This is a genomic window from Pseudomonas putida, from assembly GCF_025905425.1.
Classification (GTDB): domain Bacteria; phylum Pseudomonadota; class Gammaproteobacteria; order Pseudomonadales; family Pseudomonadaceae; genus Aquipseudomonas; species Aquipseudomonas putida_AF.
In genome coordinates this window covers 3406581-3433147 of sequence record NZ_CP109603.1, presented here as the reverse complement: position 1 = coordinate 3433147, position 26567 = coordinate 3406581, and the positions used below count along the sequence as shown (strand labels likewise).

The window sequence follows — 26567 nt, the reverse complement described above, 5'->3', positions numbered from 1 at the left end:
GGGTTTCCCTGATGGGTGACTAGGGTGCAACAAGGTGCAAACCGGCAGCAGCCCCGAGGATGCGTCCGCAGTAAAGCATGATGGTAAAGTGATATCAATTGCCGTGGCGGCATTTTCCAGCAAGGGTCAAGGTGCGCGTGAATCCGCCGATACAGGGTGAAGAATTCAACTTTTCGACTCAAGCCTGGGGGCTTCCAATGGCTGGCATTCTCGACACGGTAGACCAACGCACGCAATTGGTGGGTGAGAACCGCCTGGAAATTCTGATGTTTCGCCTGGCAGGTCGGCAGCTGTTCGCGATCAACGTGTTCAAGGTGCAGGAAGTGCTGCAGCTGCCCAAGCTGACGCTGATGCCGCAGCGCCATGCGTTTGTCTGCGGGGTGGTCAACCTGCGTGGGCAGACCTTGCCGGTGATCGACCTGTCCCAGGCGATCGGCATGCGTCCACTGCAACCAGGGCCGGACAGCACCATCATCGTGACCGAGTACAACCGTTCGGTGCAGGCCTTCCTGGTGGGTGGCGTCGACCGCATCGTCAACATGAACTGGGAAGCGATCATGCCTCCGCCTACCAGTGCCGGGCGCCAGCATTACCTCACCGCCATCACCAAGGTCGATGAGAAGCTGGTCGAAGTGATTGATGTGGAGAAGGTCCTGGCCGAGATCGTGCCCTACAACGCCAAGGTCTCCGGTGAAAGGCTCGCCGACCCGGTGCTGGCCCGTGCCAGAGGGCGTGAAGTACTGCTGGTGGACGACTCCAGCGTAGCCTTGGCGCAGTTGCGGGACACCCTGTCGCAATTGGGCATGAAACTGCACGTGGCCAGTGATGGCCTGAAAGCGTTGCGCCTGCTCAAGAGCTGGGCCGATGCCGGTGAGGATGTGTGCGAGAAGCTGCTGATGGTGTTCACCGACGCCGAAATGCCAGAGATGGACGGCTATCGGTTGACCACCGAAATCCGCAGTGATGCCCGCCTGCGTCAGCTTTACGTGGTGCTGCACACCTCGTTGTCGGGCAGCTTCAACGAGTCGATGGTCAAGAAGGTTGGCTGCGACAATTTCCTGTCCAAGTTCCAGCCAGACCGTCTGGTCGAGGTGGTCAAGCAGCGCCTGCTGCTCGATACCACGAGTGGGTGATACCTGACCTTGCCGGGTATAAGCTTGGCGTTTCGAATGACGCGAGGCGGCAGGGATGTTTCTGAGTGAGTTGTATCGGTACCCGGTGAAGTCGGGGCAGGCGCAAAGTCTGCAGGTTTCGCCGGTCGGCCAGCTGGGGTTGCTGGGTGACCGCCGCTGGATGGTGGTGGAAGCGGAGAATGGCCGCTTCCTCACCCAACGTGCCTGGCCACAGCTCGGCCAGCTCAGGGCGAGCTACGACGATGCCGGGCAGTTGCTGCTGGAGGCGCCTGGGCAGTTGCCACTGCAGGTGCCTGTACCTCTTGCCGACGATGACTTGCGAGGCGTGACGATCTGGCGCGATACCCTGCGGGTGCCCGATGCCGGCGACGTGGCGGCGGCCTGGCTGTCGGCGCTGCTCGGCAAGGATGTGCGGCTGGTGTATTGCCCGGAACAGCGGGCGCGTTATTTGCCCAATGGTTATGGCTTCAACAGTGACCGTGCGGCTTTTCCGGATGGTTTTCCGCTGCTGTTGATCGGCCAGGGTTCGCTGGACGAGCTTAATCGGCGCGTTGGTCGGCCCATGGAGATGCTGCGGTTCAGGCCCAACCTGGTGGTGCAGGGCGCAGCGCCGTTCGCCGAGGACGGCTGGAAGCGGATTCGTATCGGTACCTTGGAGTTTCGCGTGCTCAAGCCCAGCGTGCGGTGCATTTTCACCACGATTGACCCACTGACCGGCGAACGCAGCCCGGACCGCGAGCCCATGACCACGCTCAAGACCTTCCGCGAGAAGGAGGGGGATGTGTTGTTCGGGCAGAACCTGGCGGTGGATGGCAGTGGCGTGCTTGAGGTGGGGATGCAGGTCGAGGTGTTGTAGGGGCGCAGAGAACAACATCACAGCGAGATAGCAATCCTGTGGGAGCGGGCTTGCCCGGGGCAAGCCCCTCCCACACGGTGGACTGCTGAATCAAATACGTCATGTGTTCTTGAATTAAGGGCGGTTCACATATCGTCAAAGTACCGCTCGTGCCAATCCACCAGTGGCTGCGGCGAGTTGAGCTTCTGCCCGTAGATCACCGAATACGACAGCACGTTCTGCACGTACTGGCGTGTCTCGTCGAACGGGATCGACTCAACCCACACATCGAAGCTCAGGTGCTTGGCGCCTTTGAGCCACTGACGTACCCGCCCAGGGCCTGCGTTGTAGGCCGCCGAAGCGAGCACCCGGTTGCCATTGAACTGGCTGTGCACCTGGCTCAGATACGCTGCACCCAACTGGATGTTCTTGTCCGGGTTGAACACCTGCGCAGGCGATGCCAGCGGAATACTGAACTTGCGCGCCGTTTCCTTGGCGGTGGCCGGCATCAGCTGCATCAAGCCGCTGGCACCCACGCTGGACCGCGCATCTTCCATGAAGGCACTTTCCTGGCGGGTAATGGCGAACACCCAGCTTGAATGCAGGCCACGCACCTTGGCCTCGCGCACCAGGGTGTCGCGGTGGGCCATCGGGAAGCGGATGTCCAGGTCATCCCAGTACTGGGCCTGGCTGATGGTCCGGATGGCCGGGAAGTACCAGCGCAGTTCGTAGGCCAGGCGTGCCTGGGCGACCATCTCGTCGCGGGTGAAATGGCGGCTGACGTGGTACCACTCGCGGCGCCCTTCGACGATCTGCCCGCGGGCATGGAACTCCAGGGCGCGGCGGATACCAGGGGTATTGCGTACCTTGTTGACCAACTGCTGGCTCATTACCAGGGGCTTGTTGTTCAACTGGTAAGGGGTCTGTGCCCGGTCGGCTGCAAGGAAGCCATAGAAATCGCGCTCGCGTGCCACGGTGTTGTAGAGCAGCGGAATTTGCGGGTTGTTCGGCTGGGCCAGCTCAAGGCTGCGCGCCTGCCAGTACTTCCAGCGGTTGCTGCTGGCCAGGTCCTGGGGCAGACGCTTGGTCAGCTCGTAGGCATCTTCCCAGCGGCCCAGGCGCAGCAACAGGCGCATGCGCCATTCGCTGACGGTGTTGTCACGCAGCTCGGGATCGTAGCGGGTCATCAGGTCGAGCGCGCGCGGGTCGTAGCGGCGCGCCAGGGTCAGGCCGATCTCGCGGGCGATGGCGACCTTTTCATCGCGGGAGAAGTGCATGCGGCGGGCGTAGTCATCGAGCAGCGCCATGGCCCGCTCCGGGTCCTGCCGGGCCAGACGGCGCAGGCCAAGGCTGACCACGTCGGACATGGCTTCGTTGACCGGGGTGAAGCGCGATGGCTGGTTGAGCAGCTCGGGCTTCTGCGCCACGTCGATCAGCAGGCGGCCCTGCGGGCCGAGGGTGTTCAGCGTCTTGACCAGGTTGTTGGCCAAACCGTAGTTGCGCGCCTGCGCCGCCAGCTTGGTGCGGTCCCAGCGCTTGGCCTCGGTCAGTTGACCCTCGGCGGCCCACATGCCGAACAGCGTGTCGCAGGCTGCAGGTTGCGACTTGCCGACGCTCCACAGTTTATCGGCCGTGGCATAGCCTTCGGCGCGCAGGCCGTGGCTGAGCTGGTACTGGCCGTTGAGGCAGTCCAACTCGGTGAAGTTGAGCTTAGGGTCGTAGTACTTGACGAAGGTGTTCCATTCGCCGCGCTCGGCCAGCCAGCGCAACCAGCGCAGTTTCATCCAGTTGGCTTGGGGCAGGTCGCCGTGTTTGGCCAGGAACCCTTCGATTTCCTCGTTGCTGGCGCTTTTCAGGCGTGCGGTGAGCTCGTCGTAGGTGAGGTAGGGCGTCAGTGGGTAGTCGCGCAGCTGCTGGGCATAGCGCAGGTAAGGGCCTTTGTCGCCCTTGGCCAGGGCGCGCTTGGCCTCGTCGTAGTACTGGCGCTGTTGTGTGAGGTCGAGGGCCTGCGCCGCGCTGGCGGTGGCGGCGGTAAGCAGCAGGCAGGATGCAATCTGTAACAGGCGGCTGCGCATGATACGTCCGGGCAGTTGAACCATGGGGAAGTGACGGCGAAGCCAGCACTGTTGGAAGCTATGGCCTTAGCTTAGCCGTTTGCCGACGGCAGATGAAAGCGCAGTGCTTGTATCAAGACATTAAGTTCGACCAGATGTCGTAAAGCCCACGTAGGGTGGTCAACTTAATGCCGTGGGGGCCCAAGTCAGGTAGAATGCGCGCCCGATTTATGGAGACCAACATGACCCTGCTCAAATTCAGCGATGTGTCCCTCGCATTCGGCGCCATGCCGCTGCTGGACAAAGTGTCCTGGCAGATCGCTCGTGGCGAGCGGGTGTGCATCATCGGCCGCAACGGCACCGGCAAGTCGAGCATGCTGCGCCTGGTCAAGGGCGAGCAGAAAGGCGACGACGGCGAGATCTGGCGCGCACCCGGCCTGAAGATCGGCGAGCTGCCACAGGAGTTGCCGCTGGCCGACGAGCGCAGCGTGTTCGATGTGGTGGCCGAGGGCCTTGATGGCGTTGGCGCGTTGCTGGCCGAGTTCCACCACCTGAGCCAGAACATCCAGGGCGACGAAGACCTGGAAAAACTCATGCACGTTCAGCACGAGCTCGAAGCCCGCGACGGCTGGCGCCTGCAGCAGGTGGTGGAAAGCACCCTGAGCCGCCTGCAACTGCCTGCCGACAAGACCCTGGCCGAGCTGTCCGGTGGTTGGCGCCGTCGCGTGCTGCTGGCCCAGGCGTTGGTGTCGGAGCCCGATCTGCTGCTGCTCGACGAGCCGACCAACCACCTGGACATCGGTGCGATCGCCTGGCTTGAAGAGGCCCTGCGCGGCTTCAATGGCGCGGTGCTGTTCATCACCCACGACCGCTCCTTCCTGCAAAACCTGGCCACCCGCATCCTCGAACTGGACCGTGGTGGGCTGATCGACTGGAACGGCGACTACGCCAGCTTCCTGGTGCACAAGGAAGCCGCGCTGGCCGCCGAAGAAACCGCTAACGCGCTGTTCGACAAGCGCCTGGCCCAGGAAGAAGTGTGGATCCGTCAGGGCATCAAGGCCCGGCGTACCCGTAACGAAGGGCGTGTGCGAGCCCTCAAGGCCTTGCGCGTCGAACGCGGCGAGCGCCGTGAGCGTCAGGGCAAGGCGAACATCCAGATCGAGTCGGCGGACAAGTCCGGCAAGCAGGTCATGGTGCTGGAGAACATCAGCTTCGCCCATGCCGACGGCCCGATGCTGGTCAAGGACTTCTCCATGGTTCTGCAGCGCCAGGACCGTATCGGCCTGCTGGGTGCCAACGGTACCGGCAAGACCACGTTGCTGAAGATGATGCTCGGCGACCTGGAGCCCATCTCGGGCAAGGTCGAGCGTGGCACCAAGCTGGAAGTGGCTTACTTCGACCAGATGCGTCATCAGCTCGATCTGGAAAAGACCGTCATCGACAACCTGGCTGAAGGCCGTGACTTCATCGAGATCGATGGCCAGAACCGCCATGTGCTGAGCTACCTGGGCGACTTCCTGTTCAGCCCTCAGCGTGCCCGCACGCCGGTCAAGGCGCTGTCGGGTGGTGAGCGTGCGCGTTTGCTGCTGGCCAAGCTGTTCAGCAAGCCGGCCAACCTGCTGGTGCTGGACGAACCGACCAACGACTTGGACGTGGAAACCCTCGAATTGCTGGAAGAGGTGCTGTCCAACTACAAGGGTACCGTGCTGATGGTCAGCCACGACCGGGCCTTCCTCGACAACGTCGTCACCAGCACCCTGGTGTTCGAAGGCGAGGGCAAGGTGCGCGAGTATGTCGGTGGCTATGAGGACTGGATCCGTCAGGGCGGCTCGCCCAAGCTGCTGGGCGTGACCGAAAGCAAGGGCGGCAAGTCCGAGCTCAACAGTGCGGTGGTCGAGAAGCAGGACGTGCAGGCTGAAGCGGCGCCGGTGGCAGCCGTAGCCGATGCCTCGAAGAAGAAACTCAGCTACAAGCTGCAGCGTGAGCTGGAGATGTTGCCTGGGCAGATCGACGCGGTCGAACAGCGTATGGCCGAGGCGCAGGAAGAAGTGAATGCGGCGGGCTTCTATCAGCGGCCGATCGGCGAGACGTCGGCGGTGCTGGCGCAGATCGAGAAGCTGCAGGGCGAGCTGGATGTGCTGGTAGAGCGCTGGGCTGAGCTCGAAGGCTGATCAGCGGTTGACCTGAGCCAGCCTCTTCGCGGGGCAAGCCCGCTCCCACAGGATCGCCACAGTTCGCAAGAGCAGTGGTAATCGTGTGGGAGCGGGCTTGCCCTGCGAAGAGGCCGGTAAGGGTTAAATCATTCTTTCTTCAGTAGCCGCACCGCCAGCACATCGCATGGCGCGCCATGCAGCACATCGTTGGCGGTGGAACCCAGCAGCAACGCCAGGCCATGTCGGCCATGGCTGCCGACCACGATCAGGTCGCACTTCTGGTCCTTGGCCAGTTGGTGGATTTCCTGGCGTGGCTGGCCGTAGGTCAGGTGAGAATCACCACGTTTGATGTCCGGGTATTTGTTGAACAGGCGGTCCATGCGCTCCTTGGCCTGGTCGAACTGCTGCTGTTGCAGTTGCGACAGGTCCATGGGCACGTCACCACCAAACGCCATGGCCATCGGTTCGACGATGTGCACCAGCGAGACCTTGGCGTTGGAGGGCGCTGCCAATGTCATGGCGCGCTTGATCACCGGGTCGCATTCCTCGGTCAGGTCGACGGCGACCAGAATATGTTCGTAGGACATGAGTGGTACTCCTGACAATCGCGATAGAAGAAGTATGGTCGCTTTCGGGCGGGTCTTCCGTGAAAAATGGCTAACCAGCTCATTTGCAACGCTTTATGGGGTCTACTGATATGACGGTATTGCTGGTGGTGTCAATCCTTGCGCTGATTCTCAGCCCGCTTTCCTGGTTGCGCACCTCGCGCAAGCAGAGTGAGCAGATGAGCCTGCGCCTGGAAGCGCGGCGCATGGGCCTGGCCATGCAGCTGGCGCCCCAGCAGTGGCCGCATTGGCTTGAAAGGGAGCCGCCAAGCCCTTGCCCGCAGTACCATCGGGGGCGCAGCCGAGGGCGCGAGGACAGCTTCTGCTACTGGCAGATCACGCCAGGCGTGTGGTTGAACCAGTGGCGTGAGCCGTGTGAAGAGCCGCGTCTTGCCGAGGCCTTTGCGCGCTTGCCGGCAAGCGTTTACAAGGTTGAAGCCGACCCCCGCATGATTGCCTTGTACTGGACCGAGCGGGGCGATAAATCTGTATTGCAGGATATTGCGCACGTCCTCGACACCCTCGCCTGACACATCGTTTAACGACAAAGCGGCGGCTTGGCAGAGCCCCTGAAGGGGTGGGGTGCCAAGTCGCCGCTTTGCGTTCTGCTGCGCAGAAAAAGGCCAGGCAGGCCGGGAATGCTTGAAGCCATTGGCAGTGTAGTCGGCCGCCGACGATGTGCTCGAAAAAGTTTCCCGTGCAGGACGACGCCCTCGTCTCATGGCCAATCGCTGACATGAATGACCAGTGATCACTGACGTCATGCTTTGTACCCAGACACTACAAAATGACCGGAAAGTCGTGTTTTCGACCTGTGCGTGAGCATTTGACAACGCTGATCTTTTCGGAGAATGTGTGCACACCCAAATCAAACGGGCGTATGAATTGAGCGTTTGTATGTCACACGGCTCGTTCATAGTCCCGACTAGCGCGCTGACGGGTGTGCCTGGGGCAGGGCGGCATGGCCTGCCTATGCAGCAGCGACCGGCGTGTACAGTTAGCTTCCATATCGTGGAGATCAGTTGATGATTTACGAAGGTAAAGCCATCACGGTTAAGGCTCTTGAAAGTGGCATCGTCGAACTCAAGTTCGACCTCAAGGGTGAGTCCGTCAACAAATTCAACCGCCTGACCCTGAACGAGCTTCGCGAAGCGGTCGATGCCATCAAGGCCGACGCTTCGGTCAAGGGAGTGATCGTCAGCAGTGGCAAGGACGTGTTCATTGTCGGCGCCGACATCACCGAATTCGTCGACAACTTCAAGCTGCCCGAGGCCGAGCTGGTAGCCGGCAACCTGGAAGCCAACCGCATCTTCAGTGCCTTCGAAGACCTCGACGTGCCGACCGTTGCCGCCATCAATGGCATCGCCCTGGGCGGTGGCCTGGAAATGTGCCTGGCGGCCGACTATCGGGTCATGTCCAGCAGCGCCAAGATTGGCCTGCCTGAAGTCAAACTGGGTATCTACCCAGGCTTCGGCGGCACCGTGCGCCTGCCGCGTCTGATCGGTTCGGACAACGCGGTCGAGTGGATTGCCGCCGGCAAGGAAAACCGTGCCGAAGAGGCCCTGAAGGTAGGTGCCGTGGACGCCGTGGTCGCCCCTGACCTGCTCAAGGCCGGTGCCCTGGACCTGATCAAGCGCGCCATCAGCGGCGAGCTGGATTACAAGGCCAAGCGCCAGCCGAAACTGGAAAAGCTCAAGCTCAACGCCATCGAGCAGATGATGGCGTTCGAGACAGCCAAAGGCTTCGTCGCCGGCCAGGCTGGCCCGAACTACCCGGCCCCGGTCGAAGCCATCAAGACCATTCAGAAAGCCGCCAACTTCGGCCGTGACAAGGCCCTGGAAATTGAGGCGGCAGGCTTTGCCAAGCTGGCCAAGACCTCGGTTGCCGAGAGCCTGATCGGCCTGTTCCTGAACGATCAGGAGCTCAAGCGCAAGGCCAAGGCCCATGACGAAATCGCCCACGACGTGAAGCAGGCTGCCGTGCTCGGCGCCGGCATCATGGGTGGCGGCATCGCCTACCAGTCGGCGGTCAAGGGCACGCCGATCCTGATGAAGGATATCCGCGAGGACGCCATCCAGCTGGGCCTGAACGAGGCTTCCAAGCTGCTCGGCAATCGCGTCGAGAAGGGCCGCCTGACCCCGGCGAAGATGGCTGAAGCGCTCAACGCCATCCGTCCGACCCTGTCCTACGGTGATTTCGCCAACGTCGATATCGTCGTCGAGGCCGTGGTCGAGAACCCGAAGGTCAAGCAAGCCGTACTGGCAGAAGTCGAAGGCCAGGTGAAAGAGGATGCGATCCTTGCGTCCAACACTTCGACCATCTCCATCAACCTGCTGGCCAAGGCGCTCAAGCGCCCCGAGAACTTCGTCGGCATGCACTTCTTCAACCCGGTGCACATGATGCCGCTGGTCGAAGTCATTCGTGGCGAGAAGTCCAGTGATGTGGCAGTTGCCACCACCGTGGCCTACGCCAAGAAGATGGGCAAGAACCCGATCGTGGTCAACGACTGCCCGGGCTTTTTGGTCAACCGCGTGCTGTTCCCGTACTTCGGCGGCTTCGCCAAGCTGGTCAGCGCTGGCGTCGACTTCGTGCGTATCGACAAGGTCATGGAGAAATTCGGCTGGCCCATGGGCCCTGCGTACCTGATGGACGTAGTCGGCATCGACACCGGTCACCATGGTCGTGACGTCATGGCCGAAGGCTTCCCTGACCGCATGAAAGACGAGCGCCGCTCGGCGGTAGACGCCCTGTACGAGGCCAACCGCCTGGGCCAGAAGAACGGCAAGGGCTTCTATGCCTACGAGACCGACAAGCGCGGCAAGCCGAAGAAAGTGTTCGATGCCGCCGTACTCGATGTGCTCAAGCCGATCGTGTTCGAGCAGCGTGAAGTCACTGACGAAGACATCATCAACTGGATGATGGTCCCACTGTGCCTGGAGACCGTGCGCTGCCTGGAAGACGGCATCGTCGAAACCGCCGCCGAAGCCGATATGGGCCTGGTCTACGGCATTGGTTTCCCTCCCTTCCGCGGGGGTGCGCTGCGCTACATCGACGCGATCGGTGTTGCCGAATTCGTCGCCCTGGCCGATCAGTATGCCGACCTGGGGCCGCTGTACCACCCGACCGCGAAGCTGCGCGAAATGGCCAAGAACGGCCAGCGCTTCTTCAACTGAGCGTAGAGCGAGAGATTTGATATGAGCCTTAATCCAAGAGACGTGGTGATTGTCGACTTCGGTCGCACGCCAATGGGCCGCTCCAAGGGTGGCATGCACCGCAACACCCGCGCCGAAGACATGTCCGCGCACCTGATTACCCAGCTGCTGGAGCGCAACGGCAAGGTTGACCCCAAAGAAGTCGAAGACGTGATCTGGGGCTGCGTCAACCAGACCCTGGAGCAGGGCTGGAACGTTGCCCGTATGGCATCGCTGATGACGCCGATCCCGCACACCTCGGCGGCGCAGACCGTCAGCCGTCTGTGCGGCTCGTCAATGAGTGCGCTGCACACCGCCGCCCAGGCGATCATGACCGGCAACGGCGATGTGTTCGTGGTCGGTGGTGTCGAGCACATGGGCCACGTCAGCATGATGCACGGCGTCGACCCTAACCCACACCTGTCCTTGCATGCTGCCAAGGCATCCGGGATGATGGGCCTGACTGCAGAGATGCTCGGCAAAATGCACGGCATCACCCGCGAACAGCAGGATTTGTTCGGCGTGCGTTCGCACCAGCTTGCGCACAAGGCGACGGTCGAGGGCAAGTTCAAGGACGAGATCATCCCGATGCAGGGCTATGACGAGAACGGCTTCCTGAAGGTCTTCGATTTTGACGAGACCATTCGCCCGGAAACCACCCTTGAAGGGCTGGCGTCGCTGAAACCTGCGTTCAACCCCAAAGGTGGCACCGTCACCGCGGGTACTTCGTCGCAGATCACCGACGGTGCTTCGTGCATGATCGTCATGTCTGGCCAGCGCGCCATGGACCTGGGCATCCAGCCATTGGCGGTGATTCGCTCCATGGCCGTGGCCGGTGTCGACCCGGCGATCATGGGCTACGGACCGGTGCCGGCGACCCAGAAAGCCCTCAAGCGTGCCGGCTTGGCCATTACCGATATCGACTTCTTCGAGCTTAACGAAGCCTTCGCTGCACAGGCCTTGCCAGTGCTCAAAGATTTGAAAGTGCTCGACAAGATGGATGAGAAGGTTAACCTGCACGGCGGCGCCATTGCGTTGGGCCACCCGTTCGGTTGCTCTGGGGCACGGATTTCCGGCACCCTGCTCAACGTCATGAAGCAAAATGGCGGTACTCTGGGGGTGGCGACCATGTGCGTGGGCCTCGGCCAGGGCATCACCACTGTGTTCGAGCGCGTCTGATCGCGTTGCGGGACAGCAGCCGGGGCCTTGTGCCCCGGTTTTTGTTTTTTACAAGTTTTATTCAAGAGGGTGAGCGACATGCAGATACAGCCAGGCGTATACCGGCACTACAAGGGGCCTGAGTACCGTGTCTTCAGTGTTGCACAGCACTCCGAGACCGAAGAGTGGATGGTCTTCTACCAATGCCTGTATGGTGAATATGGGTTCTGGGTACGACCCCTTTCGATGTTCCTGGAGTCCGTCGAGGTTGACGGCGAGCAGGTGCCACGCTTTGCTTTGGTCAAGGCCGAAGAAGGGCTGCCAGGGTTGCTTGGCAAGTCGCACGAGTGATCGACCGCGCTTGACCTCACTCTTTTGCCACTATATATAGCGGTGCCGCGTCTGGCACCTGACGCGTTTTTTATCTTCAGATTCAGGAATACTCCGATCCATGGGCAAATCGCTGGTCATTGTGGAATCCCCGGCCAAGGCCAAGACCATCAACAAGTACCTGGGCAACCAGTACGTGGTGAAGTCGAGTATCGGCCATATCCGAGACCTCCCCACCAGCGGTTCGGCCAGCGCGAGCAAAGAGCCGGCCGCCAAGCGTGGTAAGGCAGCGGGTGAGGCGCCGGCCCTTTCGCCGAAAGAAAAGGCACGCCGCCAACTGGTGGCACGCATGGGTGTCGACCCGGACCACGGCTGGAAGGCCAAGTACGAGATCCTGCCTGGCAAGGAAAAGGTGATCGAAGAGCTGCGCCGCCTGGCCAAGGATGCTGACACCATCTATCTCGCAACCGACTTGGACCGCGAAGGGGAGGCCATCGCATGGCACCTGCGCGAAGCCATCGGGGGTGACGACACCCGCTACAAGCGCGTGGTGTTCAACGAAATTACCAAGAAGGCCATTCAAGAGGCCTTCTCGCAACCGGGCGAGCTGGATATCGACCGCGTCAATGCCCAGCAGGCGCGGCGCTTCCTCGATCGCGTGGTGGGCTACATGGTTTCGCCGCTGTTGTGGGCCAAGATCGCCCGTGGCCTGTCCGCAGGCCGGGTACAGTCGGTCGCGGTGAAGCTGGTGGTCGAGCGCGAGCGCGAGATCCGTGCCTTCATCCCCGAAGAGTACTGGGAGATCCACGCCGACCTGGGCACCGCCAAGAACGCCAAGGTGCGTTTCGAAGTGGCGCGCGAGAAGGGCGAGGCCTTTAAGCCGCTCAACGAAGCACAGGCCATGGCCGCGCTGGAGAAGCTGAAGGCTTCCAGCTACAGCGTGGTCAAGCGTGAAGACCGCCCGACCAGCAGCAAGCCATCGGCGCCATTCATTACCTCCACCTTGCAACAGGCGGCGAGCAATCGCCTGGGCTTCGGGGTGAAGAAAACCATGATGATGGCCCAGCGTCTGTACGAAGCGGGCTACATCACCTACATGCGTACCGACTCGACCAACCTCTCGGCAGACGCCCTGGACATGGCGCGCAGCTACATCGAGCGTGAGTTCGGCAAAGAGTACCTGCCGGAAAACCCGCTGGTGTATGGCAGCAAGGAAGGCGCCCAGGAGGCGCACGAAGCGATTCGTCCTTCCGACGTCAACACCCATCCGACCAAGCTCAGTGGCATGGAGCGCGATGCAGAGCGCCTGTACGAGCTGATCTGGCGCCAGTTCCTGGCCTGCCAGATGCCGCCGGCGCAGTACCTGTCCACCAGCGTCACGGTGGCCGCTGGCGACTTCGAGCTGCGTGCCAAGGGCCGTATCCTCAAGTTCGACGGTTACACCCGCGTGTTGCCGCAACAGAGCAAGCCTGGCGAAGACGATGTGCTGCCGGAAATGGTCCAGGGTGAGGCGCTCAAGCTGATCCAGATCGACCCGAGCCAGCACTTCACCAAGCCGCCGGCACGCTTCACCGAGGCCAGCCTGGTCAAGGAAATGGAAAAGCGCGGCATCGGCCGCCCGTCGACCTATGCCGCCATCATCTCGACCATCCAGGACCGTGGCTATGTGACCCTGCACAACCGCCGCTTCTACTCCGAGAAGATGGGCGACATCGTCACTGAGCGCTTGTCCGAGAGCTTCTCCAACCTGATGGACTACGGCTTCACGGCCGGCATGGAAGAGAACCTCGACGACGTGGCCCAGGGCGAGCGTGACTGGAAGAACGTGCTCGACGAGTTCTACGGCGACTTCAGCAAGAAGCTGCAGACGGCCGAGTCGGCGGAAAACGGCATGCGTGCCAACCAGCCGACCATGACCAACATTTCGTGCAAGGAATGTGGTCGCCCGATGATGATCCGTACCGCCTCGACCGGCGTGTTCCTGGGGTGCTCGGGCTACAGCCTGCCACCCAAGGAGCGTTGCAAGGCAACCGTCAACCTGGTGCCAGGTGACGAGATCGCGGCGGATGACGAGGGTGAGTCGGAGTCCCGTGTGCTGCTGGGCAAGCACCGTTGCCCGATTTGCGCCACGGCAATGGACGCTTACCTGCTGGACGAGAAGCACAAGCTGCACATCTGTGGTAACAACCCGGATTGTGTTGGCTACGAGATCGAAGAAGGCAGCTACCGCATCAAGGGCTACGAAGGGCCGAGCCTGGAGTGCGACAAGTGTGGCAGCGAGATGCAATTGAAGACCGGCCGCTTTGGCAAGTTCTTCGGTTGCACCAACCCTGCGTGCAAGAACACCCGCAAGCTGCTCAAGAGCGGTGAGGCGGCGCCACCGAAGATGGATAAGGTGGACATGCCGGAACTCAAGTGCGAGAAAGTCGATGACACCTACGTGCTGCGTGATGGTGCTTCGGGGTTGTTCCTGGCGGCCAGCCAGTTCCCGAAAAACCGCGAGACACGTGCACCGCTGGTGATGGAAATCGTCCCGCACAAGCATGAGATCGATCCGAAGTACCACTTCCTCTGCGATGCACCGCAGAAGGACCCGGAAGGCCGCCCGACGGTGATTCGCTACAGCCGCAAGACCAAGGAGCAGTATGTGCAGTCCGAGGTCGATGGCAAGCCGACGGGGTGGAAGGCGTTCTACGACGGTAACGCGTGGAAGGTTGAAGACAAGCGCTGATAGGCGCTGAACTGGGGCCGCTTCGCGCCCCTTCGCGGGCAAGCCCGCTCCCACAGGCTCAACACAGTTCCTGTGGGGGCGGGCTTGCCCGCGAAGGGGTGCGAAGCGGCCCCAGTTGTTTAAGCGACATTCAGCTTGCGGCCAGCCAGACCATCCCTGAAACTGATCCTAATCGCTTACCAGCCTTCAGGGAGGTCACTCGAGATGGCCCAGGAACTCTACACCCGCACCAACCAGAAATTGTTCTTCGCCGGCCTCGCGCTCGAGTCCATGGCCAAAGCCGAACAGGGTCAGGCCATGAACGCCCAAGGCTTGGTCCAGGCTGAGCGCGAATCGGCACTGTTCCACCTGTACGGCGCGCTTCTGGGCCTGTGCCATGAGATCGGTGGCTTCTATCGCCTGTCGGCAGGGCCAAGTGTCGAGCAACTGCTTGCCGACGATGCGCTGAATGGCATCGCCATCCCCGAGGTGGCCGAACTGTTGGAATTGGCCCGTCAACGCGAAACCTGGCTGGCGCAACTGCTCAGTGCTTATGCCGATTTGTTCCGACCACCGGTCGCGAAGAAAACGCCTAAAACCGATGTCACTCAGCCGCTGATTCAGGCCGTCAATCTCGATGAACCCGAGCAGCCAGCACTGTCGCGAGAAACGCTGGAAAGCTGGCGGAGCAACCTTAAAAGCTTGGTGAGACGTTTCCGTGACGCGTTGAGTGAGTGCTGATAGCCGCCGCGGCTGATACAATGCTGGCCTTTCGTGGAGAACAGCCTTTTATGTCTACGTCTTTTCTGGAAATTGTCGAGTTGCCTGATGGCCGGATCGAACTGCGTCGTGCGGAGGATGAGGGCTCTCTGGTAACCCTGGATTTCTCGGAAGACGCCAAGGCGTTCCTGCAGGGTCAGCATGTGGAAGTGGCCAAGGCCATGCTCAGTGTCGGTGTGCAGATGGCGGGCCGGCTGATGGATGGCGAGCTCGAACGCGACGAAGGCCCTCGCGTTCTGCATTGACCCCGGTGCATGGCATCAGCGGTTTCTGAATGACAGGCAAAGCCTGAACATCAGCCGAGGCGGATGTTCAGGCTTTGTGCGTTTCCGGCACTGGCAGAGCGCAGCAGCAGTTGACGCGCGCTGGCATTGACGCTGCCAAGCCAGCTGACCACGGTGTGGCTGCGGCCCAGGCGCAGCGCTTCGCAGGTCAGTTGCAGTGGGCTTTGGTTGCCACGAGGGTGCAGCAGCAGGATGCGCTCGCGGTTGAGGCCGGCATCTCGCAGCCAGGCCTGGGTCAGGCTCGTGGGTGGGGCGATCAGGGTCAACCAGCGGGCATCGTCCTCTTCGCTCAGTTCGCGCAGCACCGGCGCCAACAGGCTCTGGCACTGCCCGGCAGCGCCGCGCAGCGACAGCTCGCTGAACAGCTCGGGCTGGCTGCTCTTGCGTTCCTGCTCGCTGGCTTTCAGGCCCGGCAGAATGGGCTGGGCAAGGAATGCTTCGAACAATGGCAACTGGGCTTGCTCGGGTGCGTGAATGAACTGCTGCATGGCGCCTCCTGGATCAGCGGCGAATGACGCCGACGCTCAAGCCCTCGATCACCAACTCCTGTTCTTTCAGGTTGATTTCGATGGGGGCGAATTCGGGGTTTTCGGCAACCAGCCAGACCTTGGTACCTTCGCGCTTGAAGCGCTTGACGGTCACTTCGTCACCGATGCGGGCGACGACGATCTGGCCATTACGGGCCTCGCGGCAGGTGTGCACCGCCAGCAGGTCACCGTCGAAGATGCCGACATCCTTCATGCTCATGCCGTGCACGCGTAGCAAATAATCGGCGCGAGGGTGGAAGAAGGCAGGGTTGATGTTGCAGGATTGCTCGATGTGCTGCTCGGCGAGAATTGGCGCACCGGCCGCGACCCGGCCGATGATCGGCAGGCCGCTTTCTTCGGCCTTGGCCTCGAACCCCGGGATACGGATGCCGCGGGATGCGCCCGGGGTCATCTCGATGGCGCCTTTGCGAGCAAGGGCCTTCAGGTGCTCTTCGGCGGCGTTGGGCGATTTGAAGCCCAGCTCCTGAGCGATTTCAGCGCGTGTCGGTGGAAAGCCGTTGTCTTCAAGGCAACGTTTGATGAACGCGAGAATTTCAGCTTGGCGTGGCGTCAGTTTCAACATGGTGAGCGCTCTGTCTTTTTATACAGTGACTGGAATTATATACAGTACTGGATAGGCTGCAAGCACCCTGCACGAAGAAACAACCAGAATGGCGCTTGCAGCTTGCTCGTGGGCGTTTTTAAATGGCGACCGCCCAGTCACCGAGCCTTGACAGAAGCAGGCTTGAAACGTATGTTTCAAACACCTGTTTGTCTGGCGGAATAATCATGGCCCAATCCGAAACCGTTGAACGCATTCTCGATGCTGCCGAGCAGTTGTTCGCAGAAAGAGGGTTCGCAGAAACGTCGTTGCGGCTGATTACCAGCAAGGCCGGGGTGAACCTGGCAGCGGTCAACTACCACTTCGGTTCCAAAAAGGCCCTTATCCAGGCGGTATTCTCGCGTTTCCTCGGGCCGTTCTGTGCCAGCCTGGAGCGTGAGCTGGAGCGCCGTCAGGCGCGCCCGGAGCAAAAGCCCAGCCTCGAAGAACTGCTCGAAATGCTCGTCGAGCAGGCGCTGGCCGTGCAGCCGCGCAGCAACAACGACCTGTCCATCTTCATGCGCCTCTTGGGGCTGGCCTTCAGCCAGAGCCAGGGGCACCTGCGTCGTTACCTGGAAGACATGTACGGCAAGGTGTTCCGCCGCTACATGCTGCTGGTCAACGAGGCTGCGCCACGGGTTCCGCCACTGGAGCTGTTCTGGCGCGTGCATTTCATGCTCGGCGCCGCGGCGTTCAGCATGTCCGGGATCAAGGCCTTGCGCGCTATCGCCGAGACCGATTTCGGCATCAATACCTCGATTGAGCAGGTCATGCGCCTGATGGTGCCGTTCCTGGCTGCAGGCATGCGCGCCGACAGCGGGGTCACCGACGAAGCGATGGCGGCGGCCCAACTGCGCCCACGCAGCAAGGCCAGCAGCAGCGCAACCACCGCCAAGGCCTGAAGGCTGGGCGGGGCAGGGCGCTTCGGCTAAGCTAGCGCCCATGCCCGATCTCGATCTTTTGCACATCTCCCTTGCCGACCAATGCCTCTATGGGTTCTCCCAGGGCCGGTTGTGCCTGCGCCTGGCTGTCTCCACGGCGCGCAACGGGGCTGGCGAACGCAACGGCTCGGGCTGCACCCCGCGAGGTCTGCATCAGGTGCGGGCGAAAATTGGCGCGGGCCTGCCGCTGAACGCTGTGTTGCGTGGGCGGCGCTGGACCGGTGAGGTGTGGTCGCCCGAGCTGCATGCGCAGTTCCCTGGGCGTGACTGGATCCTCACCCGTATCCTTTGGCTCAGCGGCTGCGAGCCGGGCGTCAACCGCTTGGGCGCCGTTGACACGTTCCGTCGCTATATCTACCTGCATGGCACCCCTCTGAGCGAACCTTTAGGCGTGCCGCTGTCCCATGGCTGCATACGCCTGCACAGTACCGATCTACTTGACCTGTTCGACCGGGTGCCGGCCCATTGCCGGGTGCGTATCGAACAGGCCGCTTGCCCCCAGTGGGCTTCTTTAAGTCTTCTATGAAGGATTTCCCATGACCGTCAGCCTGCAAGGCTCCCTGATGGTGGACATCGCCGGTAAATGGCTGACCGCCGAAGACCGTCACCTGCTGCGCCAACCAGAAGTAGCCGGCCTGATCATCTTTGCCCGCAATATCGACAGCCCGCGCCAGGTGCGCGAACTGTGTGCATCCATTCGTGCGATTCGCCCTGACTTGATCCTGGCGGTCGATCAGGAAGGTGGCCGGGTTCAGCGGCTGCGCCAAGGGTTCGTGCGCCTGCCGGCCATGCGTGCGCTGGCCGACAATGACAACGCCGAGTCTCTGGCGGAGCACTGTGGTTGGTTGATGGCCACCGAGGTGTTGGCGGTAGGCCTGGACCTGAGCTTTGCGCCGGTGCTCGACCTGGATCACCAGCGTAGCGCGGTGGTCGGCAGCCGCGCCTTTGAAGGTGACCCGCAGCGTGCCACCCAGCTTGCGGCGGCCTTCATCCGTGGCATGAACGCTGCGGGTATGGCGGCCTGCGGCAAGCACTTCCCGGGGCATGGTTGGGCTGAGGCCGACTCGCACGTGGCCATCCCCACAGACGAGCGCAGCCTTGAGCAGTTGCGTCAGGCGGACCTGGTGCCGTTCACCCGGCTCAGCGGGCAGTTGGCAGCCGTCATGCCGGCCCATGTGATCTATCCGCAGGTCGACAACCAGCCGGCCGGTTTCTCGCGGCGTTGGCTGCAGGACATCCTGCGGGGTGAGCTGGGCTTTGACGGGGTGATCTTCAGTGACGACCTGTCCATGGCCGGTGCGCACGTGGTCGGGGATGCGGCCAACCGGATCGAGGCGGCCTTGAGTGCTGGTTGCGACATGGGCCTGGTGTGCAATGACCGGGCGGCGGCGGAACTGGCGCTGAGTGCGGCGCAGCGGCTGAAGGTCAAGCCTTCACCGCGCATTGCGCGGATGCGAGGGCAGGGCTTTGCGCGTACCGATTATCGTCAGCAGCCGCGTTGGCTGGAGGCGCTGGGGGCGTTGCGCGAGGCTCAGCTGGTCGATTGACTGATCTGGCCTCTTCGCGGGGCAAGCCCGCTCCCACAGGACTGCACTGCTCTTGAGGGCTGTACATTTTTTGTGGGAGCGGGCTTGCCCCGCGAAGAGGCCGGTACTGACTGCTAGCGGCCGCGCTTCCCGGGCAAGGGGGCAAACAGTGCCTCGATCTCATCATCCCCCAGCCGCCACTGCCCCGCCTGCCCGCCATCGAGCAGACTTGCCGCCAGCGCGGGCCTTCTCCTCCCACAGGACTGCACCGCTCTTGAGGGCTGTACATTTTTTGTGGGAGCGGGCTTGCCCCGCGAAGAGGCCGGTACTGACTGCTAGCGGCCGCGCTTCCCGGGCAAGGGGGCAAACAGTGCCTCGATCTCATCATCCCCCAGCCGCCACTGCCCCGCCTGCCCGCCATCGAGCAGGCTTGCCGCCAGCGCGGCCTTCTCCTGCTGCAACTGCTGGATCTTCTCTTCCACCGTGCCGCGGGTGATCAGTTTGAACACGAACACCGGCTTGTCCTGGCCTATGCGGTAGGCGCGGTCGGTGGCCTGGTTCTCGCTGGCCGGGTTCCACCAGGGGTCGAAGTGGATCACCGTGTCCGCGGCAGTCAGGTTCAGCCCGGTACCGCCCGCCTTGAGGCTAATCAGGAACACCTCGCTGTCCCCGCGCTGGAATTCCTGCACCGGTGTGCGACGGTCACGGGTGTCGCCGGTCAGCAGGCTGTAACGGACGTTGCGCTTCTGCAGCTCTTGCTCGATCAGTGCCAGCATCGAGGTGAACTGGGAGAACAACAGTACCCGGCGGCCTTCGCTGAGCAATTCTTCGAGCATTTCCAGCAAAGCGCCGAGCTTGCCTTTGTCGGCCTGGTTGCCTTTGGTTTCCACGCCCTTCACCAGGCGCAGGTCGCAGCACACCTGGCGCAACTTGAGCAGGGCGTCGAGGATGACGATCTGGCTGCGGGAGGCGCCGTTGCGGGCGATCTCGTCGCGCACCTTCTTGTCCATGGCCACGCGCACGGCCTCGTAGGTATCGCGCTGGGCATCGCTGAGCTCGACCCAGTGGACCATCTCGGTCTTGGCGGGCAGTTCGGTGGCCACCTGTTCCTTGGTGCGGCGCAGCAGGAACGGGCGGATGCGGTTGGCCAGGTGGGCTAGGCGCTCAGCGTCGCCATGACGTTCGATGGGGGTGCGGTAATCCTGGTTGAACCGCTTAAGGTCGCCCAGCCAGCCGGGCATCAGGAAGTGGAAGATCGACCACAGCTCGCCGAGGTTGTTTTCCATGGGCGTGCCGGTCAGGCACAGGCGTTGCTCGGCCTGCAGCTCGCAGACGGCGAGGGCGGCCTTGCTGGTGCTGCTTTTGATGTTCTGCGCCTCATCGAGCACCAGTACGTGCCAGTGCTGCGTACGCAAGTGTTCGAGGTCGCGGGGGGCGAGGGCGTAGGTGGTGAGCACCAAGTCGTAATCGTGCAGCGTGGCGAAATGCTTGCTGCGCCCCGGGCCATGCAGTGCCAGGACGCGCAGGTCGGGGGCAAAGCGTTCAGCCTCGTCGAGCCAGTTCGGTACCAGGCTGGTCGGCATCACGGCCAGGGCAGGGGTGGTCAGGCGCCCGGACTGTTTTTCGAGCAACAGATGGGCCAGGGTCTGCAGGGTCTTGCCCAGGCCCATGTCGTCGCCGAGGATACCGCCGGTGCCCATTTCGCGCAGGGCCTGCATCCAGTTCAGGCCTTGTTGCTGATAAGGGCGCAGGGTGGCATTCAGTTGCTCGGGCGGTTCGACCTGCAGGTCGCGCGCATCGCGCAGGCGTTTGCCCAGGTCGCGCACATGCGCGCCGCCTTCCCAGTGCAGGGGTAAATGATCGAGTTCGTTCAGGCGCGCGGCATCGGCCCGGTCCAGGCGCAGCGACGGGCCCGCGGCGTCTTCATGCAGGTAGAGTTCACCAAGGGTGCCCATCACCGCCTTGATCCGGCCGTAGGGCAGGGCAACGCGCAGTGCGGGGCTGTCGAGGCGGCCACGGTTAAGGTCGATCAGCAAGTGTTCGTCGTCGCTGCGCCGGGCCAGTTCGTTGGGGCGCAGCAGTTCCGGGCTGCTGCGCAGCAGCTGCAGCACGATCGGCAGCAGGCTGTGGCGCTGGCCATCGACCACGATGCCCAGTTCCAGGTCGAACCATTCATGCCCAGGGGCTTCGTCGATGCTGGCGTACCAGTCGTCCACCTCTTGCAGGTTGAAGGCAAAATCGCGGTGGATGTCGATTACCCAGCCGGCTTCACGCAGGCGCGCCAGGCCGTTGCGGGCGAAGTGCAGCCAGGCCTCGTCATCGGGCAGTTGGTGCATTTCGCCGGCGCTGTCGGGCAGGGCCTTGCTTTGCCGGGTGGCGGCCTTGAAGCCCAGGTCGCGTAGCGTCTTGCGCAACGCCTGCTCGGTCTTGGGCTGGCGACGAATGCGCTGGCTGGTGGCGTCCACCAGGCGGGTCAGTGGTTTGTCGTCGTTGCCGCTGGCACGCAGGCCATCGTAGTCGAACGAGAGCGCAGCGCGGTGCTGCATCTGGCGTTGCATGCGGCCGGTCTTGGGCGTGTAGGCGCTGAACTCTAAGCTGCCCAGGGTCAGGTGAGGGCGAGGCTCGATGTTGTCGATCTGTTCGCTACGCACGGTGGTAGGGGTCGGGACCTGACGATTCAATGCGTTCAAGCGATGGCTCAAGGGGATGATCAGGTGTTCGGGGACCGTTGGTGCGCTGGCCAGTTGGCTGGCAATGAACGGGTCAAGGTCATGCAGCAGCTTGCCTGTCTGCCTGGTTTGGGTGTCCACGTAGTAGAGCGGGTCGAGCGGCAGTGCCAGTGTGTGGGCGCTGTCATCATGGTGCCAGGCGCCGCGATAGCTGCCGTTGTCCAGCCGCATCCAGCGAAACTCAGCCTGCAGGTCGGGGCCTTCAGCCAATGGTGTCTCTTGTTGGTCGTACAGCAAGCGGCCAGTGGCGAGCGCATATTCGTAGAGCTCGGCGCCCTTTTTGCCTTCCAGGCGTGCAATGGGCAGGCTGTAATCCTTGCTGAGGGCGTCGATCAGCCGCAGGGCGCGCAAGTCCTCATCGGTCACGTACTTGGGCGTGTAGTAGATGAGCTCGGGCATCGAGTTGGGGCGGCCCAGCTTCAGGGTGTCATCGGCCTGCCGGGAACCTTTGAACACGCTGAGCATGCAGCGGCCATGGTGGTTGCTCACCACGTAGTAGAGTGCAGGCCCCTTACGCTTGGCAGGTTCCGTGGCGGGGGGCGCCGGTACTTCCAGTGCCTCGACCCAGTGCGCAAGTTCGGGGGGCAGTTCAAGTGAGTGCTGCGCTGATTGGGGGGCGGCAAGGGGCTCGTCAGGCGTGCCCTCGGCATAGTCCGGGCCGCGTTGCAGTACATAGAGCGCTGCCGCACAGTGTTTGCAATTGCCACCCACCGGGCACGAGCACGTCCCCTCGCATTGAAGGCCGTCCTCGGTCATGTCCAGCGTGATGCGTTGGTAGTAGGCGCGGCCTCCAGAGCCCAGGCATTGAGCGCGGATGGTCAGGTCCAGGATCGATACGATTTCGCTTCTACCTTCCTCGGCATAGTCGAGGCCGCGTTGCAGGGTTTTGCGATCAAACGTGAACGTCCATCCGTTATGTTCCCGGACAAAAAACTGCGCATCGCTCTCGCTCACATCACTGCTCCATCATCTCCGGGTCCATCTGCGGCAGTTTGCGCATCCCTGCCGGTGTCACCTTCAGCAGCACCGCCAGGTGCCCGCCGTCGAGGAAGGTCAACTGGCCGCCCTTGACGTTGCTGTTGCTCTGCTTGAACTGCTCGCTGCGCAGCACACTGCCGTTGCCATCGAGCTGGTTGACCCAGAAGTTGGCTTCCACGGCGATGAAGCGGCCTTCGGCGATGCTCAGGTTGCCTTCGATGGGGAAGTGGCCGAACTGCTCTTCACCCTCGCCCAGGGCGATGCGGCTGGGCTCGCTGCCGACCTGCTGCTGCCAGGCCTTGTGCATCAGCACGGTGTAGTCGGCGGTGGCCTGCAGGCGGGTGGTTTCATCGTCCAGCCCCAGCGGGCGCTCGGCGCCCTTGTCCAGGCGCGGGGCGCCGGCGCTCCAGTCTTCGGGCGCGAACGGGCTGGTGAAGGCGGGGACGCTGTTTTGCCGCACCAGGAGCATTTCTACCTGATACAGGCCTTCGGCGAAGGCGGCTGGCGCGAACAGCGCCAGCAGCAGGGTCAGGCAACGGATGGCACGCATGGATCTTCCTTAGGCAGACTGTGGGGTCAGGCGCTCGAACAGCGCCTCAAGGGTATTGAAACGTTCGTCGGGGCGTTCCATCGGTACCAGGAAACGGAACTGGGTGGCGCCTTCGAACTTGTAGCGTTTGGGTTGGCCCTGGATCAGCTTGATCAAGGTCAGCGGATCGACCGGGGTTTCGCCCTCGAACTCGAGCTTGCCGCCATTGGGGCCGGCATCGACTTTCTTGATGCCGAGCTTTTCCGCCTGCAACTTGAGCGAGGTCAGGCGCATCAGGTTCTTGGTCGGCTCCGGCAACAGGCCGAAGCGGTCGATCATCTCTACCTGCAGGTCCTTGAGGCCTTCTTCGTCGGCGGCCGAGGCAATGCGTTTGTAGAGGATCAGGCGTGCATGCACATCGGGCAGGTAGTCCTCGGGGATCAGGGCCGGCAGGCGCAGGTTGATCTCCGGGCCGCCACCCAGCGGCTGCTCAAGGTTTGGCTGGGCACCCTTGCGGATGGCCTTGACCGCGCGTTCGAGCATTTCCATGTAGAGGGTAAAGCCCACGGCCTGGATCTGCCCGCTCTGGCCTTCGCCCAGCAGTTCGCCGGCGCCGCGGATTTCCAGGTCGTTGGTGGCCAGGACAAAGCCGGCGCCCAGGTCCTGGGTGTTGGCGATGGCCTCCAGGCGTTTCTCGGCGTCGCTGCTGACCTTTTGACGCGCGGGTGTCAGCAGGTAGGCGTAGGCCTGGTGGTGGCTACGACCGACCCGGCCACGCAACTGGTGCAACTGGGCCAGGCCGAACTTGTCGGCGCGTTCGATGACGATGGTGTTGGCGCTGGGCACGTCGATGCCAGTCTCGATGATGGTCGAGGCGATCAGCACGTTGAAGCGCTTGTGGTAGAAGTCGCTCATCACCTGTTCCAGCTCGCGCTCGCGCATCTGGCCGTGGCCGATGCCGATGCGCGCTTCCGGGACCAGTTCGGCGAGGTCTGCGGCGCACTTCTCGATGGTTTTCACGTCGTTGTGCAGGTAGTACACCTGGCCGCCGCGCAGCAGTTCACGCAGCAGGGCTTCTTTGACCGTGCTGTTGTTATGCTCCATGACGAAAGTGCGCACCGACAGGCGCCGCGCGGGCGGCGTGGCGATGATCGACAGGTCGCGCATGCCGGCCACGGCCATGTTCAGCGTGCGCGGAATCGGCGTGGCGGTCAGGGTGAGAATATCCACTTCGCTGCGCAGCGCCTTGAGCTGCTCTTTCTGGCGCACGCCAAAACGGTGCTCTTCGTCGATTACCACGAGGCCCAGGTCTTTGAAACGCACATCGTCCTGCAGCAGCTTGTGGGTGCCGATGAGGATGTCGATCTTGCCTTCGGCCAGGTCCGCCGCCGCGCTGGCTACTTCCTTGGCGGATTTGAAGCGGCTCATCACCTCGACCGTCACCGGCCAGTCGGCGAAGCGGTCGCGGAAGCTGTTGTAGTGCTGCTGGGCGAGCAGGGTAGTCGGCACCAGCACGGCCACCTGGCGGCCACTGTGCACGGCGATGAACGCGGCGCGCATGGCCACTTCGGTCTTGCCGAAGCCAACATCGCCACACACCAGGCGGTCCATCGGCTTGGCCGCGAGCATGTCGGCGCGCACCGCTTCGATGGCGTTCTGCTGGTCGGGGGTTTCTTCGAAGGGGAAGCCGGCGCTGAAGGTGGCGTAGTCGGCGGCCGGGTCGGCGAAAGCGTAGCCCTTGCGCGCGGCGCGGCGGGCGTAGATATCGAGCAATTCGGCGGCAACATCGCGCACCTGTTCGGCGGCCTTGCGCTTGGCCTTCTGCCAAGCCTCGGAGCCAAGCCGGTGCAGCGGCGCCAGGGCGTCATCGCTGCCGGTGTAGCGGGCGATCAGGTGCAGGTTGGCCACCGGCACGTAAAGCTTGGCGCCCTCGGCGTATTCCAGGGTGAGGAACTCGGCGGCCTGGCCGTCGATCTCCAGGGTGGCCAGGCCCAGGTAGCGGCCCACGCCATGGTCGATGTGCACCACCGGCGCGCCTTCGCGCAGCTCGGTGAGGTTCTTGATCACGGCGTCGTTGGCCGCCTCGCCGCGTTTGTCGCGGCGCCGGCGCTGCATCACGCGCTGGCCGAACAACGGGCTCTCGGCGATCAGGGCAATGGCCGGGTCGTCCAGCACCAGGCCTTCGTCGAGCGGGGCGATGGTGATCGCCAGGCGCTCAGAGCCGGTGATGAAGTCGGTCCAGCCTTCGACGGTGTGCGGGCGCAGCTTCAGGCGTTCGAGCAGCTCCAGCAGCACTTCGCGACGGCCCGCAGATTCTGCGGTGAACAGTACGCGGCCGGGGAACTGGTCGAGGAAGCTTGCCAGCGCTGCCAGCGGCTGGTTGGCCTTGGCTTCGATGGCAAGCTCTGGCAGGGGGCGTGCCGGGAAGCGTTCACGGCCGGCGCCAGGGTCGAGGTCTTCGGCGCTGACCACCACCCGGGGCCATTGCTTGAGCTGGGCGAAACAGTCTTCCACCGGCAGGAACAGCTCGGCAGGCGGCAGCAGCGGCCGGCTCAGGTCGCCACGGCGGTCTTCGTAGCGCCCGCGCACGTCGTTCCAGAAGTGCTCGGCGGCCTGTTCGACGCCCGGCAGGGAAAACACCTGGGTGTCGCTGGGCAGGTAGTCGAACAGGGTCGAGGTTTCTTCGAAGAACAGCGGCAGGTAGTACTCGATGCCGGCGGGGATGATGCCGCTCGCCAGGTCCTGGAAGATCGCGCTGCGGCGGAAGTCCACGTCGAAGCGCTCGCGAAAGCGTGCCTTGAAGCGGGTCACTTCCTCTTTTTGCATCGGGAACTCGCGCGCCGGCAGCAGGCGTACCGAATCGACCTTGTCGATGGAACGCTGGGTCTCGGGGTCGAACGTGCGCAGCGTTTCGATTTCGTCATCGAACAGGTCGATGCGGTAGGGCAGTTTGCTGCCCATGGGGTACAGGTCGATCAGGGCGCCGCGCACGGCGAATTCGCCATGCTCGTACACCGTGTCGACGCAGCGGTAGCCGCTGGCTTCGAGGCGTGTGCGCATCTGCTCGACGTCGATGGTCTGGCCGATGTCCAGCACCAGGCTGCTGCCCAGCAAAAAGCGGGTTGGCGCCAGGCGGTGCAGGGCGGTGGTGATCGGTACGACGAGAATGCCGTGGCTCAGCTCCGGCAGCCGGTACAGGCTGGCAATGCGCTGGGAGATGATGTCCTGGTGCGGCGAGAACAGGTCGTAGGGCAGGGTTTCCCAGTCTGGGAAGGGCAGCACCGGCAGGTCCGGGGCAAAGAAGCGCAGCTCCTGCTCCAGGCGGTCGGCGGCCTGGCTGTCGGCTGTCAGCAGCAAGGTAAAGCGGCCAGCGCTGCTGGCGGCTTCGGCAATGGCAAGGCTGAGGGCGGCACCGGGCAGGTTGCCCCAGGTTTGTTTGCCGGCCGTGGCCGACAGTTGCGGTAGGCGCAGAACTGACACGGGAGATTGCACTCCAAGCGTTG

General features: G+C 62.8%; 20 protein-coding genes. 13 read left to right on the top strand and 7 right to left on the bottom strand.

Features of this window, described 5'->3' with window-relative positions:
- Nucleotides 1-197 precede the first annotated feature (197 nt).
- Nucleotides 198-1133, top strand: a complete 936-nt coding sequence (locus OGV19_RS15260) for a chemotaxis protein CheV (protein WP_264309540.1) — start codon at nt 198-200, stop codon at nt 1131-1133.
- 55 nt (nt 1134-1188) lie between these two features.
- On the top strand, nt 1189-1989 hold the full coding sequence (locus tag OGV19_RS15255; RefSeq protein ID WP_264309539.1) for an MOSC domain-containing protein: 801 nt from the start codon (nt 1189-1191) through the stop codon (nt 1987-1989).
- A 125-nt stretch (nt 1990-2114) separates the two neighbouring features.
- Here OGV19_RS15255 and OGV19_RS15250 read toward each other — a convergent pair whose 3' ends face one another.
- Nucleotides 2115-4043, bottom strand: a complete 1929-nt coding sequence (locus OGV19_RS15250; protein ID WP_264309538.1) for a transglycosylase SLT domain-containing protein — start codon at nt 4041-4043, stop codon at nt 2115-2117.
- A gap of 221 nt (nt 4044-4264) precedes the next feature.
- Between OGV19_RS15250 and OGV19_RS15245 the strand changes: the two genes are divergently transcribed.
- Nucleotides 4265-6193, top strand: coding sequence for an ATP-binding cassette domain-containing protein (locus tag OGV19_RS15245; protein WP_264309537.1), 1929 nt, complete (start codon nt 4265-4267; stop codon nt 6191-6193).
- Between the two features lie 128 nt (nt 6194-6321).
- Here OGV19_RS15245 and OGV19_RS15240 read toward each other — a convergent pair whose 3' ends face one another.
- A complete protein-coding gene (locus tag OGV19_RS15240) occupies nt 6322-6762 on the bottom strand; it encodes a universal stress protein (RefSeq protein WP_264309536.1) in 441 nt (146 codons plus the stop codon).
- A gap of 110 nt (nt 6763-6872) precedes the next feature.
- On the opposite strand from OGV19_RS15240, the gene OGV19_RS15235 reads away from it, so the two are divergent.
- The 7 genes from OGV19_RS15235 to OGV19_RS15205 all read left to right on the top strand — a co-directional run bounded on the left by OGV19_RS15235 (nt 6873) and on the right by OGV19_RS15205 (nt 15194).
- Entirely contained in the window at nt 6873-7310 is a 438-nt protein-coding gene (locus OGV19_RS15235; RefSeq protein WP_264309535.1) for a hypothetical protein, read from the top strand.
- Nucleotides 7311-7805: 495 nt separating this feature from the next.
- On the top strand, nt 7806-9953 hold the full coding sequence (fadB, locus tag OGV19_RS15230; RefSeq protein WP_264309534.1) for a fatty acid oxidation complex subunit alpha FadB: 2148 nt from the start codon (nt 7806-7808) through the stop codon (nt 9951-9953).
- A gap of 21 nt (nt 9954-9974) precedes the next feature.
- Complete coding sequence (fadA, locus tag OGV19_RS15225; protein WP_264309533.1) at nt 9975-11150, top strand: acetyl-CoA C-acyltransferase FadA; 1176 nt, start codon at nt 9975-9977, stop codon at nt 11148-11150.
- A gap of 78 nt (nt 11151-11228) precedes the next feature.
- Entirely contained in the window at nt 11229-11480 is a 252-nt protein-coding gene (locus OGV19_RS15220; protein WP_264309532.1) for a DUF1653 domain-containing protein, read from the top strand.
- Nucleotides 11481-11580: 100 nt separating this feature from the next.
- Nucleotides 11581-14190, top strand: a complete 2610-nt coding sequence (topA, locus tag OGV19_RS15215; protein ID WP_264309531.1) for a type I DNA topoisomerase — start codon at nt 11581-11583, stop codon at nt 14188-14190.
- Between the two features lie 204 nt (nt 14191-14394).
- Nucleotides 14395-14910, top strand: a complete 516-nt coding sequence (locus OGV19_RS15210; protein ID WP_264309530.1) for a DUF6586 family protein — start codon at nt 14395-14397, stop codon at nt 14908-14910.
- Between the two features lie 50 nt (nt 14911-14960).
- Nucleotides 14961-15194 carry a hypothetical protein gene (locus tag OGV19_RS15205; protein ID WP_004376430.1) on the top strand — a complete coding sequence of 78 codons (234 nt, stop codon included), beginning with the start codon at nt 14961-14963 and terminating at the stop codon, nt 15192-15194.
- A gap of 50 nt (nt 15195-15244) precedes the next feature.
- On the opposite strand, the gene sulA is transcribed toward OGV19_RS15205, so the two are convergent.
- The gene (sulA, locus tag OGV19_RS15200) at nt 15245-15721 is read right to left on the bottom strand and encodes an SOS-induced cell division inhibitor SulA (RefSeq protein ID WP_264309529.1); all 477 of its coding nucleotides are present in this window, start codon (nt 15719-15721) and stop codon (nt 15245-15247) included.
- A 13-nt stretch (nt 15722-15734) separates the two neighbouring features.
- Nucleotides 15735-16343 (bottom strand): transcriptional repressor LexA, encoded by a 609-nt coding sequence (lexA, locus tag OGV19_RS15195; protein ID WP_264309528.1) that lies wholly within the window; start codon nt 16341-16343, stop codon nt 15735-15737.
- Nucleotides 16344-16549: 206 nt separating this feature from the next.
- Between lexA and OGV19_RS15190 the strand changes: the two genes are divergently transcribed.
- The 3 genes from OGV19_RS15190 to nagZ are packed head-to-tail and all read left to right on the top strand — an operon-like array spanning nt 16550 to nt 18849.
- Nucleotides 16550-17263, top strand: coding sequence for a TetR/AcrR family transcriptional regulator (locus OGV19_RS15190; protein WP_264309527.1), 714 nt, complete (start codon nt 16550-16552; stop codon nt 17261-17263).
- A 40-nt stretch (nt 17264-17303) separates the two neighbouring features.
- A complete protein-coding gene (locus OGV19_RS15185) occupies nt 17304-17828 on the top strand; it encodes a L,D-transpeptidase (protein WP_264309526.1) in 525 nt (174 codons plus the stop codon).
- 22 nt (nt 17829-17850) lie between these two features.
- On the top strand, nt 17851-18849 hold the full coding sequence (gene nagZ, locus OGV19_RS15180; protein ID WP_264313949.1) for a beta-N-acetylhexosaminidase: 999 nt from the start codon (nt 17851-17853) through the stop codon (nt 18847-18849).
- Between the two features lie 314 nt (nt 18850-19163).
- Here the strand turns inward: nagZ and OGV19_RS15175 are convergent, their stop codons facing one another.
- Genes OGV19_RS15175 through mfd form a run of 3 tightly spaced genes read right to left on the bottom strand, consistent with a single transcriptional unit; the run spans nt 19164 to nt 26544 of the window.
- A complete protein-coding gene (locus OGV19_RS15175; RefSeq protein WP_264309525.1) occupies nt 19164-22511 on the bottom strand; it encodes a DEAD/DEAH box helicase in 3348 nt (1115 codons plus the stop codon).
- Between the two features lies 1 nt (nt 22512).
- A complete protein-coding gene (locus tag OGV19_RS15170) occupies nt 22513-23085 on the bottom strand; it encodes a CsiV family protein (RefSeq protein WP_264309524.1) in 573 nt (190 codons plus the stop codon).
- A gap of 9 nt (nt 23086-23094) precedes the next feature.
- A complete protein-coding gene (mfd, locus tag OGV19_RS15165; protein WP_264309523.1) occupies nt 23095-26544 on the bottom strand; it encodes a transcription-repair coupling factor in 3450 nt (1149 codons plus the stop codon).
- Nucleotides 26545-26567: the final 23 nt, after the last annotated feature.